Origin of the sequence: Sunxiuqinia elliptica (genome assembly GCF_900113005.1) — a bacterium.
Lineage (GTDB): Bacteria > Bacteroidota > Bacteroidia > Bacteroidales > Prolixibacteraceae > Sunxiuqinia > Sunxiuqinia elliptica.
In genome coordinates, this window is record NZ_FONW01000014.1 from 35,060 (window position 1) to 52,979 (window position 17,920).

Consider the following 17,920-nt stretch of genomic DNA (forward strand, 5'->3'; position numbering starts at 1 on the left):
GAAATTTTGGTAATGAGTTTTGTTTTTTCAGGCAAAGAATAAATAGTCGAGTGCAAAGGGTGAAGTGCAGGGAAGAGATTGGCAGGAGAACAGTCGCTTTAGTTTATCAAATTTGAAGGTGCAAACTTCGTTCACGATTTAATACAGAAAGTCAATAGGATCAGAAGAAAAGCTTTATTTTTGAGATTTCGAATCAAAAAAGAAGAATTATGTCTACAGTCAAAATAGGTTTTTTAGGTGCTGGAGGAATTGCCAAGGCTCATGCTTATGCCTTGAACTCATTGCGTTATTTTTATGCTGATACGCCTGAGATTATTTTCGAATCAGTATGCTCTCAACGGGAATCAAGTCGGAACGAGTTTGCCAAAAGTTATGGGTTTCGGCAGTCCCAAAATTTTGAAGCGTTTATTGCCAACGAGGCATTGGATACCGTTTTTATTTTGGGTCCGAACAAAGTACATGCCGATCACTTTAAGGCAGTTGCTGCGATGCCGAATGTAAAACGAATTTACCTGGAGAAGCCGGTTTGCTCCAGTTTACAGGAAGAAAAGGATCTGGCTGCCATTTCGTTGGAAGGAAAGGAAGTGCAGGTTGGTTTTCAGTATTTACAAACGTCATCAGTGCGCGAGGCCATTGATTTTTGGAAATCAGGCAAACTGGGAAAACCGATTCATTTTGACTTGAAGTATTATCATGGCGATTATTTACAGCAAAGCTACCGCGATAAACGTCAGACACGTTTAACACCAGCTCCTGATGGCGGAGCCATGGCTGATTTAGGTTCGCATGGGATTAGTTTATTGGTGAGTTTTTTGGGCGATGAGCTCAAAATAACCAACGCGTTGCAGGGAGGAGACTTCAATGATGTTCCTGCTGATTCTGATCTTTTCTCACTGATTTCGCTGTTGGATACTGACAGCAAAGCTGTAGGAACACTTTCTGCCAGCCGGATTAGTTCTGGAACAGGAGATTTGGTGCATCTTGAGATTTATGCTGAAAAAGGAACCTTGCGCTACAGTTCACACCGGGCTGAATCGTTTGAATATTTTCTTGAAGAAACGGGGCAGTGGACTACTCAACCTGTTGGTAGCAATTATACGCCGATAAGTAGCTTCCCTTCCGGACATGTACCTCCGGGCTGGTTGCGTTCGATGGTTCATGCGCATTACTTGTTTTTAGATGGCAAGGACGAAAAAGCTTATGTCCCTGACTTAAACCATGGTTTAGAGGTGCAACGTTTGGTTCGGGAAACAGCTTTGCATTTGGATACCTTCCGAGCTCATTTTTTGACTGATGACAAGAAATAGCGGATTATTATTGCATGTAAGTTCTTTGCCGGGCCAATATGGCATTGGAACCTTAGGTAAAGATGCTTATGCTTTTGTCGATTTTTTGATTGAAAGTGGACAGAAGGTATGGCAAATATTGCCCTTGGGGCCGGTTGGTTTTGGGAATTCTCCCTACCAGAGTTACTCCGCTTTTGCAGGAAGCGAGCTATTGATTGATTTGGAACTTTTGGTTAGCGACAAGCTTTTGGAGCGTGCGGAGTTGGAGGTATTGCTTGATTTTCCGGCAAAGAAGGTTGCTTTTGAGCGCTTGATCCCTGAAAAAAGAAACTTGTTGGAAAAGGCCTATCAGCGTTTCAAAAAATCTTTCGATCTGTTTAAAGATGATTATTACACTTTCTTGGGGGAGCACGCTTGGTGGTTGAATGATTATGCTTTGTTTCAGGCCCTGAAAGATGAGCAACCGGAAGCCGCTTGGAATGAATGGGAGGACGGTTATAAAAAGCGAGATTCCCATGTGTTGGATGTAGCTCATCACGAATACTCGGAGGTGATTAATTATCATCGTTTTGTGCAGTTCATCTTTTTTAAGCAATGGTTTGAATTGAAGAGTTATGCGAATGCCGGGGGAGTTCAGCTTTTTGGAGATTTGCCTTTGTATGTCGCTTTAGATAGTGCTGATGTTTGGGCTAATCAGGATTTGTTTGTATTGAATGAAGAGGGAGAGCCTACTCACGTGGGAGGTGTGCCGCCTGACTATTTCAGCGAAACTGGTCAGCTGTGGGGCTGTCCGGTTTTTGATTGGGAGCAATTGGCAGAGCGGAAGTACGATTGGTGGATTGCTCGTTTGCATTTTTGCCTGAATATGTTTGACTTGATTCGGATTGATCATTTCCGGGGGTTGGAATCATTCTGGGCCGTTGATGCAGCTGAGGAAACAGCTGAGAACGGGGAGTGGTGGCCGGCCAAAGGGATGGAGCTGCTGAAACTCCTGAGGTCTCAAATTGGGGAACTGCCGGTGGTTGCTGAAGATTTAGGAATCATTACTCCGGAGGTGGAGCAGCTACGAAAAGCTTTTGATTTACCGGGGATGAAAGTGATGCAGTTTGCATTTGCATCGGATGCTGAGAATGAGCATTTGCCACACAACTATGAATCCAATTTTGTGGTTTACACAGGAACCCATGATAATGACACAACGCTTGGGTGGCTAAAATCAGCAACAAAAGTTGAGCAGCGGAATTTGAAAAAATATTTTGGGCACAATCACTCCAGAGCTTTTGTTCCGGTTGTCGAAAGTGCTTGGGCTTCGGTTGCCCGAACGGCCATTATGCCTATGCAGGATGTGCTCCGGTTAGATAGTAAGGGCAGAATGAATGTTCCGGGAGTAGCTCACGGAAACTGGGAATGGCGTTTTCAATGGAAACAAATCCGGCCTGCACAGCGCATCTTCTTAAAACGAATGACAGAAAAGTATAATCGCTGTTGGTTTGCAACTTCTTCTTCAGATGAAGGTTGACAGCTGACGTGGAAAATGTAGCAAGGAAATGAAGTAGGATTTTACTTCATTTCCATAGAGAAATCAATTCTATTTCTCGGAGCAATTCAGCATCCATTGAATACCAAATTTGTCCTTACAACTTCCGTAGTAGTCGCCCCAAAACATTTCTTGTAGTTCTTGTTCAACAGTGCCGCCTTCAGACAAGGCTTTGAACAAGCGTCTCGTTTCCTGTCGTGTGTCTGGTTGCAGGTTGATGTACACAGTATTTCCCGGACTGATTTTGAAGTCCATGCATTCCGGTGCATCCGTTCCCATAAGAATGTGTCCTCCTAAAATTGGAAGTGCGACATGCATAACGAGGTTTTGATCTTCCTCAGGAATAGGAGGCATGCCTTCCTGAGGAGGAATATCTTTGAAACGAGCGATGATACCATCTTGTGAAAATTCCGTTCCAAAAACAGATTTGTAATAGTTGAAAGCTTCTTCTGTGTTGCGATCAAAATTCAGATAAGTGCTTACTGTTGCCATTGTTTTTAATTTTAAGGTTCATTATTTCTGTTCACATATTGCTTTTAGCTTTTTCAAAGCTTGAGGCCAGGTTGTTTGGAAAAAATCATTGAATTCTTTGGTGGAGTCGGTATCCACCAGAAGCAGTGTCTTGTCCTTTTGTGATTTGAAGGTGTAGGTTTCCGTTCTTCCAATCCACTTCTCAGCTTCGGGGCCAGTGCTTATTGCTTGCCCTTTTTGGATGAGAGCCTGGTATTGGATATTGACCAGCTGATTGGGAATGTTTTCTTGAATGGTGCAGATAATACCGCCCTCGTTGCCATTGTGGTCGGTTCCAATAAATCTGATTTCTTCTCCTTTAGCCCACGAGCCTTGAAAGTGAGAGGTGGGGTCGAAAGCTGAAGTCCATTCAGTATAGTGTTTGGATGAAAGCATGGTTTGATAAACCTTGTCTACTTTTGCGTCAATTAAGATTTCAAAATGAAGCCGGCTATCTTGTTGTAATTGTTCGGAGTAGGATTTAAATCGATCTAAAATAGCTTGCCAGCCAGCTTGCTGCATTCCTATGGGATGGAGATCTTCCGCATCAAAAGTTTCGGTTAGTTGCGTGTAACCATCTTGCTTTTGAAAACTGATTTTGACTTGCCGTCCATCCGTTAATTGGTAATCAATTCGGCTTAATGGTTCAACCTTAGTATAAGTTCCTTCAAAATCAAAACCGGTACTTCCGTCTTTGGCTTCCATGCGCGTGTTGAACTTTCCGTTAACGCGTAGGTCGTTTTCAGCTCGTGGCGAGTGCCAATCATCCGAAGCGCTGTTCCAAAAAACCAGGTGAGCTGGATTGGTCCAGCGTTCCCATACTTTTTCTATCGGTGCTTGAATAGTGGTCTTTACCGTAATTTGTATTTTCTCTGAGTTTTTCATGATGCTGGATATTAATATGTTATTATCCTATTTGTTTGCTAGGATAAAGTTAAGGCGATTGTCAGAGAAATAGACAGTGTTATTACGACGAAAGAAAAGGGAATTTGCGACAGCTCAGCCATGATTTGGATGACGGTTGAAAAGATGTAAGTCGCTAAAGATCTTGTTTCTGTAATTCTTAATGAAATAGGGAAGGAGTAGAGTGCTGGCATAAAGCCAGAGCGGTATCTAGATAAACCGCTCTAAAGCTTCCATAAAAAGTTGTGGCTGTTCGGCATGTAGCCAATGGCCAGCATTTGGAATATTTTCGAATTGAACCTCTGGGTAAATTTCCCGGATTCGCTGTTCATCTTCATCTGAGATATACGGTGACTTTTCGCCTTTGATAAACAAAACCGGGTAGTTCAGAATTGGCATCCGATCTTCAAACCAGCGATAATTCACGCCACTGATTACTTCGTCAAGGTAGTCGTACAAAACATCGACATTGATGCGGCAGTCAAACTTGTGTGTCTCTTTGTTGCGGTACACATTCTTTAACAGAAACAACACCAGGCTTTCGTTGTCTAGTTTAAGACGTAGAAAATCGGCAATCTCCTCTCGGCTTTCGTATTGTTGTTGTCTGACTTCTTTTAATGATTCCAGGATGTGCTGATGCAAATAGTACTGGCTTTTCTCTTGAAGGTCCAGGTAGTTTTTTGGGGCAATATCGGCGACGATCAATTTTTCAACTTTCTCCGGATATTCTGCCGCAAAGAACATCGCCGTTTTACCTCCCATGCTGTGGCCAATAACGGTTGCCTTTTCAATTTGGTGCTCTTCAAAAAAAGCAGCCAAATCTTCGGTCATATTCTCGTAAGTATGGCTGTCTGCATTGGGCGAACGTCCATGATTTCGTTGATCGATCAGGTAAACATGGTAGTTTAAGCCAAGCTTTTTTCCCACGGTTAGCCAATTGTCCGACGACCCATACAAACCATGCACAATGACAATGGTTTGAGAATTGGACTTTCCTTCTTCCCGAAAAAATAATTGCATAACTAATCTTTTTTAGTTGTCAGTTTAGGGATTAGCTACGAGCTTTGATTGGTCTATACAAATAACTCAAGTGCCGCCGTTTTGTTTAGGGCCTGATGCAATCAAGGTATTCGTGAATGGTGTTTCGTAAGCCTAAATACAAGGCATCGGCAATGAGTGCGTGACCAATAGAGACTTCATCGATATAAGGAATTTTGTCAATCAAAAACTTCAGATTTTTCAAGCTCAAATCATGGCCTGCATTAATCCCAAGATTAAACTCATGAGCTAGCTCGGCTGCCTTAACGAAAGGTTCAACCGCCTTGTCTGCATCAATAGGGTAAAGGGTAGCATAAGGTTCGGTGTATAGTTCAATGCGGTCGGTTCCAACTCGGGATGCGCCTTCAATCTGTTTGAGATCAGGATCGACAAAAATGGAAGTGCGTATTCCCGCTGCTTTAAACCGACCGATGACGTCAACTAAAAAGTCATGATTGGTAATGGTGTCCCAGCCATGGTCTGAGGTTAATTGCCCCGGTTGGTCTGGTACTAAAGTGACTTGGTCAGCTTTGACATCCAAGACCAATTGGATAAATGCCTCACTAGGGTAACCTTCGATGTTAAACTCGGTGGAAATGTGAGGCTTGATGTCGTAAACATCTTGTCGGGTGATGTGTCGTTCATCGGGGCGTGGATGTACGGTAATTCCTTCAGCACCAAATTTTTGGCAGTTGATTGCAGCATCGAGAACACTAGGCATATGACCGCCTCTTGAATTTCTTAATGTTGCTATTTTGTTTATATTTACACTAAGTCTTGTCATAATATTTTTAATAGAGGGCTGCAAGTTACAACATAGAATCGAAACAAATAAAAAAAATTGATTGCAAAACAACTCATATCAGAGGTGATTCCTCCTTTAAGACTTAGCGATGATGGACAAAAAGCGCTGAATTGGATGGAGATTTTCCGGATTACCCATCTTCCGATTGTGGATGGTCATCAATACTTAGGACTGATTTCGGATAAGGCGATTTATGACCTGAACCTGATTGAAAAGAAGATGGATGACTGTCGTGAGAATCTGGTGCGCCCACATGTACATACCAATCAGCACATTTACGAAGTCGCTTCTTTAATGTCTGAATTGAAGTTGAGTTTGGTTCCGGTACTTGACCTGAAGCACAATTATCAGGGCGTTATTTCTGTGATGGACTTATCGCGAACCTTTGCCGATTTGGTGGCGGTTCATGAACCCGGCGGTATTATTGTATTGGAGTTAACCCCCTTGGACTATTCCTTGTCTCAAATTGCTCAAATTGTTGAAGGTAATGATGCTAAAATTCTAAGCATGTATACCTATCGGGAAGATGACTCAAAAGAATTACTGATAACTTTAAAGATTAATCAGGTTGATCTTTCACCAATTATTCAAACCTTTGTACGATATGATTACTCAATTCGGTCAGTCTTTATGGACGAGGCTATCCTTAATAACATGTATGACGACCGGTTTAATCAGTTATTAAAGTATATGAATATTTAGCGCAAGCAAAGCTATGATAGTTGCAATTTTTGGAATCAATACAGACACTGCATTTACGCCTGACCTGGCCAAATTATTTAGCTTACTGAAAGAACGAAAGATAGAGGTTTATATGTATGAGCCTTTTTTCGATTTTGTAAAAAATCAATGTCATGTGCAACCGCACATTGCAGGTTTATTCAAATCGGGGCAAGACCTGCCTGACGATGTTGCTTTTTTAGTGAGTATTGGGGGCGATGGAACATTTTTACAGTCTGTTTTGACCATCAAGAATAAATCGATTCCGGCTATTGGCTTAAACTTGGGACGTCTTGGTTTTTTATCCGACATATCTCGTGATGATATGCACGAAGCAATCGATCATATTTGGGATGGAAATTATGAGATTGAAGAGCGCTCAGTCCTTCGTTTGCAGGAGGCTGGTCATTTATTTGGTGATTTTAATTACGCCGTGAACGAAATTGCCGTGACCAAATTGGACACCTCTTCGATGATTAGTATTCACACTTATTTGAATGAGGAATACTTAAGTACTTATTGGGCTGATGGTTTGATTATTGCAACACCAACAGGCTCAACAGCCTATTCGTTGAGTGTTGGCGGCCCAATTCTTACACCAGATTCCAATAGTTTAGTCATTACTCCAATCGCACCACATAACCTTACTGTTCGTCCAATTGTTGTGCCTGATAATGTCTCTTTACGGTTACAGGTTGAAGGACGCGGACACCAGTTTCTGACTTCGTTGGATTCGCGCTCCGAAGCAATTGATTTTCCGGGTGAACTTCGTATCGGTAAAGCCGACTTTCATGTTAAAACATTAAAACTTCCGGGACATGGATTCTTTAGTACTCTTCGTAACAAACTGATGTGGGGAGCAGACAAGAGAAATTAACGATTTAGCTTAACAATTTTTAACCTCTATTTCGGTTTTATAATAGGCAGTCGGTAAGATGTTTTGAGAATTATATTACTTTTGTAGCTCTTGAAAGGAATTATGTTTTAATGTTGTTATTGAATGCCAGAATGTTTTACCATACTGTCTTTTTATTATCAACCTTTCAATGAAAAAGATAGTCGATGAAAAGATTTTTTGTAATCATTTTTAGCATCCTCATTTTTAGTTCAGTATCTGCTCAGCGAACAGCAGATTTGGGTATTTGGGGTGGCGTTGGTAGCTATACTGGCGATATGACAGACGTTGACATGGCAAGTTCTTTGAATCCGAATGTAGGACTGTTTCTAAGGTACAACTTTAACTCGCGGGTAAGCTTGCGTACCAGTGCGATGCTGGGAACCATTGGAGCTACCGGTATGTATGAAGAAAATCCATGGGACTTTAACAAGTTTATGACCGACCTGTCATTGATGGGAGAGTTTAACTTTTTTAGGTACTTGATTGGAAGTAAGCGCTACGGAGCAACGACCTATCTGCTGGGGGGAATTGGAACAAGTTTGTTCACATATACCTATGATCCTGCAAGAATGAGACAGAGCCAAATGCTGTTTTATTTGCAAGACTCTGAGTTACTGAAATTACCTGCAGATGTTTATGGAGAGGTAATGACGCCAGCCGATAAGTCAACGGTTGGATTAAACGTACCTATCGGGTTTGGATTCAAATTTAATGTTGGAAGCCGTTTAGGAATTGGGGTGGAAGCTATTCTGCGTAAGTATTTCAACGATAAAGTGGATGACTTGGATGATCCGCGGAAATATTATGTGCAGGGAACAACTGCAGCAGATGGAACACCTACTTCGGGAAGCTGGAAAACTTACAATAGTTTTCTCCACAACAATGATTTTACACTTCATGTTGGAGTACATTTGACTTATCGTTTTTTCAACGGTAACAGTGAGTGTCCAGTATATGAAAATATTAATTAGAGCAAATGACTGCAAAAGAAAAAATACAAAAGAGCAACCTTCCCAAGCACATAGCCATCATTATGGATGGTAACGGACGGTGGGCGGCCAAGCAAGGAAACGAACGGGCTTTTGGCCATGAGCATGGAGTTGATGCGGTTCGTTCTGCGGTTGAAGGTGCTGTTGAGGTTGGACTACAATACCTAACCTTATATGCTTTTTCGACTGAAAATTGGTCACGTCCACAAGACGAAGTGACTGCCTTAATGGGCCTTTTGGTGCAGGCAATTACTGATGAGACGGAGAAATTAAAAGAGCAGAATGTTCGGTTGGCCATGATTGGAGACTTGGCCAGTCTTCCTGAAGAGGTTCAGGAGAAACTGAATTGGTCGATAAATAAGTTGAAAGACAGTACTGGGCTGACCTTGGTACTTGCTCTCAGCTACAGCTCAAAATGGGAAATAACCCAAGCGATTCGTCAAATTGCTACCGATGTAAAGGAAGGAATACTTACTGTCGAAGAAATAAATAATAATCTACTTGATAAATACCTGGCTACAAAAGGAATACCAGATCCAGAGTTGTTAATCAGAACAAGTGGCGAAACCCGGATCAGCAACTTCTTGCTTTGGCAGATTGCTTATGCAGAGCTTTATTTTACTCCGGTGCTTTGGCCCGATTTTCGTAAGGAAAATCTTTTTGAAGCGATTTGTGATTTTCAGAACAGAGAAAGAAGGTTTGGTAAAACCAGTCAACAACTAGTTAGCTAATCAATTCCAGAAAATGCGTAAACTGAAATTTTTCTTAATCCTGTTACTCTTTAGTGTTGGTGTTCAGGCACAGGTAACCGAAAGCACTAATTTTTCCATCTATTACTCCAGTCCAAAGAATTATACCATTGCAGGAATCAATGTGTTGGGTATTCGTTATCTCGATACCGATGTGTTGATTCAGATCTCGGGACTTGCCGTTGGTGATGAAATTATTGTACCTGGTGACCAGATTACAACTGCAATTAAGAAATTGTGGGGGCATCAGATGTTTTCAGATGTGAAGATTGAAGCTAGCAAAATCGAAGGGGACAAAATTTGGCTGGACATTTATCTTCAGGAACGCCCTAAATTGGCCGATGTGAATTTTTACGGTGTATCAAAGGGGGAAAAAGACGATATTACAGAAAAGGTATTGTTGTTGAAAGGAAGTCAGGTGACTGATAACCAGTTGAACAATGCCGAACGAATTATCAAGAATATTTTCCTTGAAAAAGGCTTTCTCAATACGGATGTAAACATTGTACAACGTGATGATACAGCGTCTGTAAATAGTGTTATCCTGGATATTTATGTCGATAAGAAGGAAAAGGTAAAGATTGATCAGATTGTCTTTCATGGTGTAACCGAAGTTAAAGAGAAGATGCTGAGAAGAGCCATGAAGAAGACCAATGAAAAGAGGCTGAAAAACTTCTTCCTGACCAAGAAATTCAATGAAGAGAAATACGAAGAAGATAAGCAAAACGTGGTCAACAAGTACAATGAAAAAGGGTACCGTGATGCGACCATTGTAAAAGATAGTATTTCAACGGTTGACGAAGATCTGATTCGCTTGGATATTTGGCTTGACGAAGGGGACAAATATTACTTTGGAGATATTCAATGGGTTGGAAATACCATTTACCCAGGAGAATACTTGGATGCTTACCTTGGTGTTAAGCAAGGCGATGTGTTTGACCAGAAACTATTGAATAAGCGTTTGACAGAAGATGAAGATGCGGTGAGTAACCTGTATCTGGACAATGGTTATCTTTTCTTCGACTTGAACCCAGTAGAAGCTCGTGTTGAAAACGATACGATTGACTTTGAGATGCGAATTCGCGAGGGAAACCAAGCCACAATCAATAAAGTATTAATCGAAGGGAATACGAAAACTCACGAGCATGTGGCTCGAAGAGAACTTCGTACCTTGCCTGGCGATTTGTTTAGTAAATCCCGTATTATCCGTTCTGTTCGTGAATTGTCGCAATTGGGACACTTTGATCCGGAAGCGATTAATCCAAACGTAATTCCACATCCTGAAAATGGAACGGTTGATATTAAATATGAATTGCAAGAGAAGGCTAACGACCAAATTGAGTTATCTGGAGGTTGGGGAGCCAATATGTTTGTAGGTACTGTTGGTTTGCGTTTTTCAAACTTTTCCGTGCGGAACATTCCAAACAAAGAGGCTTGGCGTCCACTGCCTACTGGTGATGGACAAACCTTGAGTTTGCGTGCTCAAACGAGTGGTAAGTTTTATCAGTCTTATAGCTTGTCATTCGTCGAGCCTTGGTTTGGTGGTAAAAAACCAAATTCATTCTCATTCTCGTTCTCTCACTCTCGAGTTAACTATTCTGAGAATAACTATTATGGAAGTAATTACAGCCCTTATGGATCGGCCTATGGCGGTTATCCGGGGTATGGTGGCTACGGTGGCTATGGTGGTGGTTACTACGGTGGATCAAGTTATTATGGCGGCGGTTACCCTGGCTATTACGGCGGTTATCCTACGTATGATCCAGGTGATTATTATCAGTATAATGATGATAATACTTCGGAAGATGATCAAGTGCAGGTGACAACTCGTTTGGCATTAGGATATGGATATCGTTTGAGATGGCCGGATGACTTCTTCACGGTTTACCATGAATTATCATTAGAGCACTATAAACTACAGAACATGTCTGGTTATTATTACTTCTTGAGTGATGATGACGGATCTGGCGGTGGAGGTTTTAATAACCTGAGCTTTAAAACAGCTTTTGGACGTAACTCGGTTGACAACCCCTTGTACTCAAGAAGTGGTTCTGAGTTTTCAGTGAGCTTACAATTTACTCCTCCGTTTAGTTTGTTTAATGATGTTGACTATGGTGATCCAGACTTGTCAAGCGAAGAAAAGTACAAATGGATTGAGTACCATAAATGGAATATGAAAGGGGCTTGGTTTACGCCACTTACTCAGGACAGAAACTTAGTATTGCACACAAAATTCGAGTATGGATTTTTGGGCTATTACGATAAAGACCGTCGCTCACCTTTTGAACGTTTCCGTGTAGGTGGATCTGGAATGTCTGGATATAACTTGTATGGATCGGATATTATTTCGTTGAGGGGTTATAAAGACTATAGCTTGAGTCGTCAAACTGGGTCAAACATGTACAATAAGTTGACCATGGAGTTGCGCTATCCAGTAACGTTGAAACCTTCTGCAACAATTTATGTCTTGGGCTTCCTGGAAGCTGGTAACGCATGGGATGATTTTGAAAGATACAATCCATTTGAGTTGAAACGGTCAGCAGGAGCTGGTGTTCGCATCTTCTTACCGATGTTTGGTTTGATGGGAATCGACTGGGGATATGGATTTGATGCCGTTAATGGTGACACCAGTGTTGGAAAAAGCCAATTCCACTTTGTTATTGGCCAGCAATTCTAGTCGTTAGCAAATTGGCTCGGTATTTGTTTACAATGAGAAAGTATGAACTTAAATAAAATTGCCATGAAGAAGAAAGTATTATTATTTGTTTTTCTGATTGCTTTTGGAACGGCAGCGATGGCTCAGAAGTATGCTTACATCGATACAGAATATGTTTTAGAAAATATTCCGGCATATAATGCTGCACAAGAGCAGTTGGATCAAATATCCAAACAGTACCAAAAGGAATTGGAATCCATGCATGCTGATATTGAACAGATGTATCAGGATTTTCAGGCCGAGGCAGTGCTGTTGTCGGAAGATATGAAACGCAAACGCGAGGATGTAATTATTGGAAAAGAAAAGGAGTATAAAGAATTACAGCGTAAGTACTTTGGACGCGATGGAGACTTGTTTAAAAAGCGTCAGGGGTTGATTAAACCGATTCAGGATGATGTGTTCAATGCAGTCCAGGATCTAGCTACCGAAGGGAATTACGCGGTGATTTTTGACAAGGCCGGAAGCCTTACAATGCTTTATACAAACCCTAAATATGACCTTAGTGACCAAGTGCTTGAAAAGCTTGGTTATAAGAATTAATATTCTATATTTGTCAACGAAAAATTCAAATCCACTGGACACGATTGTAAGTAGTTTTTCAATTTCTACTAAATGATAGTTGACGGGAATCTTTGCAATGTTTGGAGGAGTTTGATAATGAGATTGAAAAATAACTAATAACACTGAAAAAATAACCAAATGAAAAGTATTTTCAAGATCTGTTTAGTAGCCATTTTGTTTCTGTCTGCAGGAATGGTAAATGCTCAAACATTAAAATTTGCGCACATTGATTCAAATGCATTAATTCAAGCTATGCCTGAATCTAAAGCAGCTCAAGCTTCTATTGAAAAAGAGGCAAAAGGTTTAGAAGAGCAAATGGGCGCATTGCAACAGGAATATCAATCAAAGTTGGCTGAACTTTCAGAAAAGCAAGATTCATTGACTGAGATTGTTTACCAATCAAAAGTTGAAGATTTGCAGAGCTTGCAACAACGGATTCAAAACTTTAACACAACAGCTCAGCAGCGTTTGCAACAAAAGCAAGGAGAATTGATGCAACCAATCTTCACGAAAGCAAATGAAACAATTGAAGCAGTAGCCAAAGAGCAAGGCGTAATTTATGTTTTTGATGCAGGAGCAGTGTTGTACAAATCAAATCAAAGTATTGATTTGTTACCACTGGTAAAAGCTAAGTTGGGAATCCAATAAGAGATTACAAATAGTTAAGCAAAAGCCGCCTGATTTCAGGTGGCTTTTTTTATTTTTGTTCGTAAAGTTTTATCGATGTCTGTAAATAATCAACCTATCGGAGTTTTTGACTCGGGCTATGGTGGTCTGACTGTTCTTAAGGAACTGATGAAGACCTTGCCCGAGTATGATTTTTTGTATCTGGGCGATAATGCCCGTACACCGTATGGAACTAGATCCTTCGATGTGGTTTATGAATACACTTTGGAGGCGGTGAAACGGCTTTTTGATGAAGGCTGCCATTTGGTAATTTTGGCGTGTAATACGGCTTCTGCAAAAGCTCTTCGTTCGATTCAGCAACGCGATCTCCCTCATATTGCTCCAAATCGACGTGTACTTGGAGTTATTCGTCCTAGTGTAGAAATGGTGGCTGAAAGCACCCAGAATGGGCATGTTGGTGTTGTCGCAACCTCCGGGACTGTTGCTTCAGAATCTTATCCGATTGAGTTGGAAAAATGGTCGACTGGGCGGGTAAAGCAAACCACTCAGGAAGCTTGCCCGATGTGGGTTCCAATTGTTGAAAACAATGTGATTGATACTCCCGGAGCTGATTATTTTATTCAAACCAATTTGGACGCATTGTTTCAAAAGGATCCGGAAATTGATAGTTTGATATTAGGCTGCACCCATTATCCGTTATTACGGGACTCCATCAAAAAATACGTTCCGAAACAAGTGCACATTATTGAGCAAGGAGAGCTTGTTGCAGCTAAAACGCTGGATTACTTAGAACGTCACCCTGAGATTGATCAAAACTGTTCAAAAAATGCAACTCATCGGTTTCTAACAACGGAAGATGCAACGTTTTTCGACAAACGAGCCAAACAATTCTTAGGCTATCCGATTGAGTCTGTTAAAATAGAATTGTAGTTTACTTTTTCTTTTTCCAAAGCAGATTGATGCTTTGTTCTTCTCCGGCAATCAAGTCGGCAATAAGCCTGGTTTTCGGAAACTGCTCCAGAATAATTCGGATAAAAACGGTTAGCGGAATGGACATGATTAGTCCGGGAACGCCCCAGATATAGCCCCATAACATTAGCATTACGAGGATGGTGATCACATTGATTGAAAATGTTTTTCCCATAAAAACAGGTTCCAATATCCCACCCATAAGGACTTGAATTGCAGTGATGGTTAAAATAAAAAGCAGGAGGGTCCCTGTTGGATCTAACTCGACAAAAGCAAAAAGAGCAAGTAAAACAACCGAGATTACCGAGCCAATCATTTGTACAAAGTTGATGATAAAGGCAAATAATCCCCAGAAAATAGGGAAGCTAACTCCAAAGGCAAAACACGCCAAGCCAAATCCAATTCCTGTCATCAAGCTGATAACAAATTTGACGAGGACAAACTTGATGATATCCTTTTCAATCTTCATAAAGATTTTTACCGAGGAATAATGCTGTTTGAAGATGGTATTATTTAGTATTTTCTGAAAGTTGATTGATCCGGCTAACAAGAGGATGACAAAGAAGATTGTCGTTAGCGTCATGGATAAGGTATTGCTGATGAAGTCGAAGGTTGATCCAAAGTTCTCCAGCAGGTTATTTTGCTTGAAATAGTGGTTGATGGCATTACTTCCTTGTACACGCTCAATTCCAAAAAATTGCTCTACGGAAACAAGTAAGTGCGTTAGTTTCGTTTCTGCTTTTGTAAAGAACTCCGTATCGGTGTTCATGATTTCGTTGCTGGTTAGTTGTAGGAGTTCTCCTCCTGCTTTTAGGCCAGCAACGATGATAAGAATGACGATTAAAATACTTATCGGATTAGGAACTCCTCGCTTGCTCAACCAACGCATCAGTGGTAAAAACAGAAGCGCAATGAACATAGAGGCAATAAGTGGAATGAAAATGAACGAGAGCAGCTTTAGAATGTAAAATATAAGTGGAATGACGATCACTAATAAGAGTAAGTTGGTCGTACGAAGATCTTTTAATGTCATGGCTAAAACAAGGGATTAATTTACTAATGCTATTACAACACGTATCTGTTTATTCGGTTTGCAAATAGGCATTAAAAAAACAGGCTTTTTGATTCTGTTTTCTACAAGCCTGATTTTGGCTTGCAAAAATAATCACTTTTCTGATTGAGCATCATTTAAAATGCAGAAACAGATGAAGATTTCGAATAAATCAAAAAGCCTGGTTTTAACAGGGCTTGTTTTTTTATGCCGATTTCGACTCAGCAGGGCATCCTTCCTGATATTCAGCAATAATTTTGCTGACTTGTTGTGGGGATACCCGTCCATATACTTTCTCTCCAACGGTAACCACAGGAGCTAATCCGCAGGCTCCAACACAACGCAGGCTGCTTAACGAAAATTTCCCATCAGCTGAGGTTTCGCCAACTTCAATTTTGAGTTGGCGCTTAAACTCTGAAAGTACCTGTTCAGCTCCCCGGACATAGCATGCGGTTCCCATACAAATTGAAATTGGGAACTCGCCTTGAGGCAGCATGGTGAAAAATGAGTAAAAGGTGACGACACCATATACCTTTGCTACCGACATGTTGAGCTCGCGTGCGATGACTTCCTGAACTTCTGCAGGCAAATAGCCTAGCCGACCTTGAACTTGATGAAGGACATTGATTAATTCTCCCTCTTCATGATTGAATTTGGCACAGACCTCTTTGATCTGTGTAATCGTTTTTTCTGCAAGTTTTATTTTAGGCATTGTTCTTATTTTACGGTGAATGTCAAAATTGCTGTCAATAGTTGTTATTGATTTGCCTTGTTCTGTACTTTCTTGATTAATGACAATCAACTCCGATCAAAATATTCGGTGTGCAATAGATGATGTGCTTTGTCGCTTAGTGGTTCTCCCAAAAATTCTTCATATAATTTTTTGATGTAAGGGTTCTCATGCGACTTCCGGATCGTTTTACTTTGATCTTCTGCATAAAGCGCTTTTTGACGTTTTTTCAGGATCTCAACATTGCCATGATGGTAAGGTTGTCCTCCTCCTCCAATACATCCGCCGGGGCAAGACATGATTTCAATAGCATGAAACTCGCTCTTTCCATTTTTGATCTCTTCCAAGAGTTTCCGGGCATTACCGAGGCCGTGAGCTATTCCAATGTTTATTGGGAGGCCATCGAAATCGATGGTGGCTTTGCGCAAACCTTCCATCCCTCGCAGCTCTTCAAAGTCAAGCCGATCGAGCGATTTCCCGGTTTGTACCTCGTATGCGGTACGCACAGCAGCTTCAATTACACCGCCTGTGGTGCCGAAGATAACTCCAGCTCCTGTTGATTCGCCCAAAGGCTGATCGAATTCCTCATCTGGTAAGGATTTGAAATCAATGTTGGCCAGGTTGATAAGCTGAGCCAACTCCCGAGTCGTTAACGCATAATCAACATCAGGATTACCATCTACGGAGAATTCTTCGCGACTGCTTTCATATTTTTTTGCTACACAAGGCATGATTGAGACAACCACCAAATTTTCCCGTTTTACTTGCATCTTATCAGCGAAGTAGGTTTTGGCGATAGAGCCAAACATTTGCTGTGGTGAGCGGGCTGTTGATGGTATATCTTTCAGTTCCGGAAAGTGATGTTCAAAGAACTTGACCCAAGCAGGACAGCAGGATGTTAAAATTGGAAGCTTTACGTTTTGATCGCCTGCCAGGTATTTATTTAGCCGTTCGAGTAATTCTGTTCCTTCTTCCATGATGGTCAAATCGGCTGCGAAATCGGTATCAAAAACATAGTTGAAGCCTAGGCGACGTAGGGCTGCTGCCATTTTTCCGGTAACCAGTGTGCCAGCGGGGAGCCCAAACTCTTCACCCAAAGCAGCACGAACAGCAGGAGCTGTTTGAACAACAACTGTTTTTTCTGGATCTGAAAGAGCCCGGATGACCGCTCCGGTTTGGTCCACTTCGGTAAGTGCCCCCGTTGGACAGACAGCAACGCATTGTCCACAGTAGGTACACGAAGAGTGGTCCAGGTTCATTTCAAAAGCGGGAGAAACAACAGCTTCAAAACCACGGTTAATGGTGGATAGCACGCCTACTGTTTGTACCTCGTTACACATGGTTTCGCAGCGGCGGCACAGGATGCATTTATCCATCTCCCGAATAATTGCAGGGCTGGTATCTTCTCGGTAGTGCGATTGCTCACCTTGGTAATGAATCTCCCGGATTCCTAAATGATGAGCCAAATCCTGTAATTCACAATTGCCGGATTTCGCACAAACGAGGCAGTCGGAAGGGTGGTCGGAGAGGATTAGCTCCACAATGGTGCGTCGTGCATTAATTGCCCGGATTGAATGTGAACTGATTTCCATTCCTTCGGTAGCTTCGGTGCAGCAGGCTGGGGCCAGGTTGCGACGTCCTTTGACTTCAACAACACAAACTCGGCAGCCTCCGGGTTTGTTTTCAATGTTCATATCATGTAAATGCATATGACACAAGGTTGGGATGTCGACTCCAATACTTGCTGCAGCTTCGAGAATTGTTGTTCCTTTTTTGACAACAATTGACTTATTATCGATAGTTAGATTGATCATTTCCATAACACGTTCCG

The 17,920-nt window shown here is 41.5% G+C and carries 17 protein-coding genes; 10 read left to right on the forward strand and 7 right to left on the reverse strand.

Annotated features, from left to right (window positions below; all coding sequences use genetic code 11):
- Positions 1–209 precede the first annotated feature (209 nt).
- Entirely contained in the window at positions 210–1,307 is a 1,098-nt protein-coding gene (locus BM156_RS18430) for a Gfo/Idh/MocA family protein (protein ID WP_093921378.1), read from the forward strand.
- Complete coding sequence (gene malQ / locus BM156_RS18435) at positions 1,294–2,805, forward strand: 4-alpha-glucanotransferase (protein ID WP_093921379.1); 1,512 nt, start codon at positions 1,294–1,296, stop codon at positions 2,803–2,805. Before BM156_RS18430 ends, malQ begins: the two co-directional genes overlap by 14 nt.
- 69 nt (positions 2,806–2,874) lie before the next feature.
- Here malQ and BM156_RS18440 read toward each other — a convergent pair whose 3' ends face one another.
- The 4 genes from BM156_RS18440 to BM156_RS18455 all read right to left on the reverse strand — a co-directional run bounded on the left by BM156_RS18440 (position 2,875) and on the right by BM156_RS18455 (position 6,058).
- Positions 2,875–3,315 (reverse strand): VOC family protein, encoded by a 441-nt coding sequence (locus tag BM156_RS18440; RefSeq protein ID WP_093921380.1) that lies wholly within the window; start codon positions 3,313–3,315, stop codon positions 2,875–2,877.
- 21 nt (positions 3,316–3,336) lie between these two features.
- Positions 3,337–4,218: an SRPBCC family protein gene (locus BM156_RS18445; protein ID WP_093921381.1), complete on the reverse strand. Its 882-nt coding sequence runs from the start codon at positions 4,216–4,218 to the stop codon at positions 3,337–3,339.
- Positions 4,219–4,446: 228 nt separating this feature from the next.
- Positions 4,447–5,256 carry an alpha/beta fold hydrolase gene (locus BM156_RS18450; protein WP_093921382.1) on the reverse strand — a complete coding sequence of 270 codons (810 nt, stop codon included), beginning with the start codon at positions 5,254–5,256 and terminating at the stop codon, positions 4,447–4,449.
- A gap of 85 nt (positions 5,257–5,341) precedes the next feature.
- Positions 5,342–6,058, reverse strand: a complete 717-nt coding sequence (locus BM156_RS18455; RefSeq protein ID WP_093921383.1) for a pyridoxine 5'-phosphate synthase — start codon at positions 6,056–6,058, stop codon at positions 5,342–5,344.
- Between the two features lie 57 nt (positions 6,059–6,115).
- On the opposite strand from BM156_RS18455, the gene BM156_RS18460 reads away from it, so the two are divergent.
- The 8 genes from BM156_RS18460 to murI all read left to right on the forward strand — a co-directional run bounded on the left by BM156_RS18460 (position 6,116) and on the right by murI (position 14,269).
- Entirely contained in the window at positions 6,116–6,781 is a 666-nt protein-coding gene (locus tag BM156_RS18460) for a CBS domain-containing protein (protein ID WP_093921384.1), read from the forward strand.
- A 13-nt stretch (positions 6,782–6,794) separates the two neighbouring features.
- Positions 6,795–7,676 (forward strand): NAD kinase, encoded by an 882-nt coding sequence (locus BM156_RS18465; protein ID WP_093921385.1) that lies wholly within the window; start codon positions 6,795–6,797, stop codon positions 7,674–7,676.
- 185 nt (positions 7,677–7,861) lie between these two features.
- Positions 7,862–8,668 carry a DUF6089 family protein gene (locus BM156_RS18470; protein ID WP_093921386.1) on the forward strand — a complete coding sequence of 269 codons (807 nt, stop codon included), beginning with the start codon at positions 7,862–7,864 and terminating at the stop codon, positions 8,666–8,668.
- Between the two features lie 5 nt (positions 8,669–8,673).
- Complete coding sequence (locus tag BM156_RS18475) at positions 8,674–9,417, forward strand: isoprenyl transferase (RefSeq protein WP_093921387.1); 744 nt, start codon at positions 8,674–8,676, stop codon at positions 9,415–9,417.
- 13 nt (positions 9,418–9,430) lie between these two features.
- Positions 9,431–12,112, forward strand: coding sequence for an outer membrane protein assembly factor BamA (gene bamA, locus BM156_RS18480; protein ID WP_093921388.1), 2,682 nt, complete (start codon positions 9,431–9,433; stop codon positions 12,110–12,112).
- Positions 12,113–12,175: 63 nt separating this feature from the next.
- A complete protein-coding gene (locus tag BM156_RS18485) occupies positions 12,176–12,691 on the forward strand; it encodes an OmpH/Skp family outer membrane protein (protein WP_093921437.1) in 516 nt (171 codons plus the stop codon).
- 213 nt (positions 12,692–12,904) lie between these two features.
- Entirely contained in the window at positions 12,905–13,360 is a 456-nt protein-coding gene (locus tag BM156_RS18490) for an OmpH/Skp family outer membrane protein (RefSeq protein ID WP_170847014.1), read from the forward strand.
- 75 nt (positions 13,361–13,435) lie between these two features.
- Positions 13,436–14,269 (forward strand): glutamate racemase, encoded by an 834-nt coding sequence (gene murI / locus BM156_RS18495; protein ID WP_093921390.1) that lies wholly within the window; start codon positions 13,436–13,438, stop codon positions 14,267–14,269.
- A gap of 1 nt (position 14,270) precedes the next feature.
- On the opposite strand, the gene BM156_RS18500 is transcribed toward murI, so the two are convergent.
- The 3 genes from BM156_RS18500 to BM156_RS18510 form a co-directional block, all read right to left on the reverse strand.
- Positions 14,271–15,341: an AI-2E family transporter gene (locus BM156_RS18500; RefSeq protein ID WP_093921391.1), complete on the reverse strand. Its 1,071-nt coding sequence runs from the start codon at positions 15,339–15,341 to the stop codon at positions 14,271–14,273.
- Positions 15,342–15,564: 223 nt separating this feature from the next.
- The gene (locus BM156_RS18505; RefSeq protein WP_093921438.1) at positions 15,565–16,071 is read right to left on the reverse strand and encodes an NADH-quinone oxidoreductase subunit NuoE family protein; all 507 of its coding nucleotides are present in this window, start codon (positions 16,069–16,071) and stop codon (positions 15,565–15,567) included.
- Between the two features lie 86 nt (positions 16,072–16,157).
- A complete protein-coding gene (locus BM156_RS18510) occupies positions 16,158–17,909 on the reverse strand; it encodes an NADH-dependent [FeFe] hydrogenase, group A6 (RefSeq protein WP_093921392.1) in 1,752 nt (583 codons plus the stop codon).
- Between the last annotated feature and the right edge of the window lie 11 nt (positions 17,910–17,920).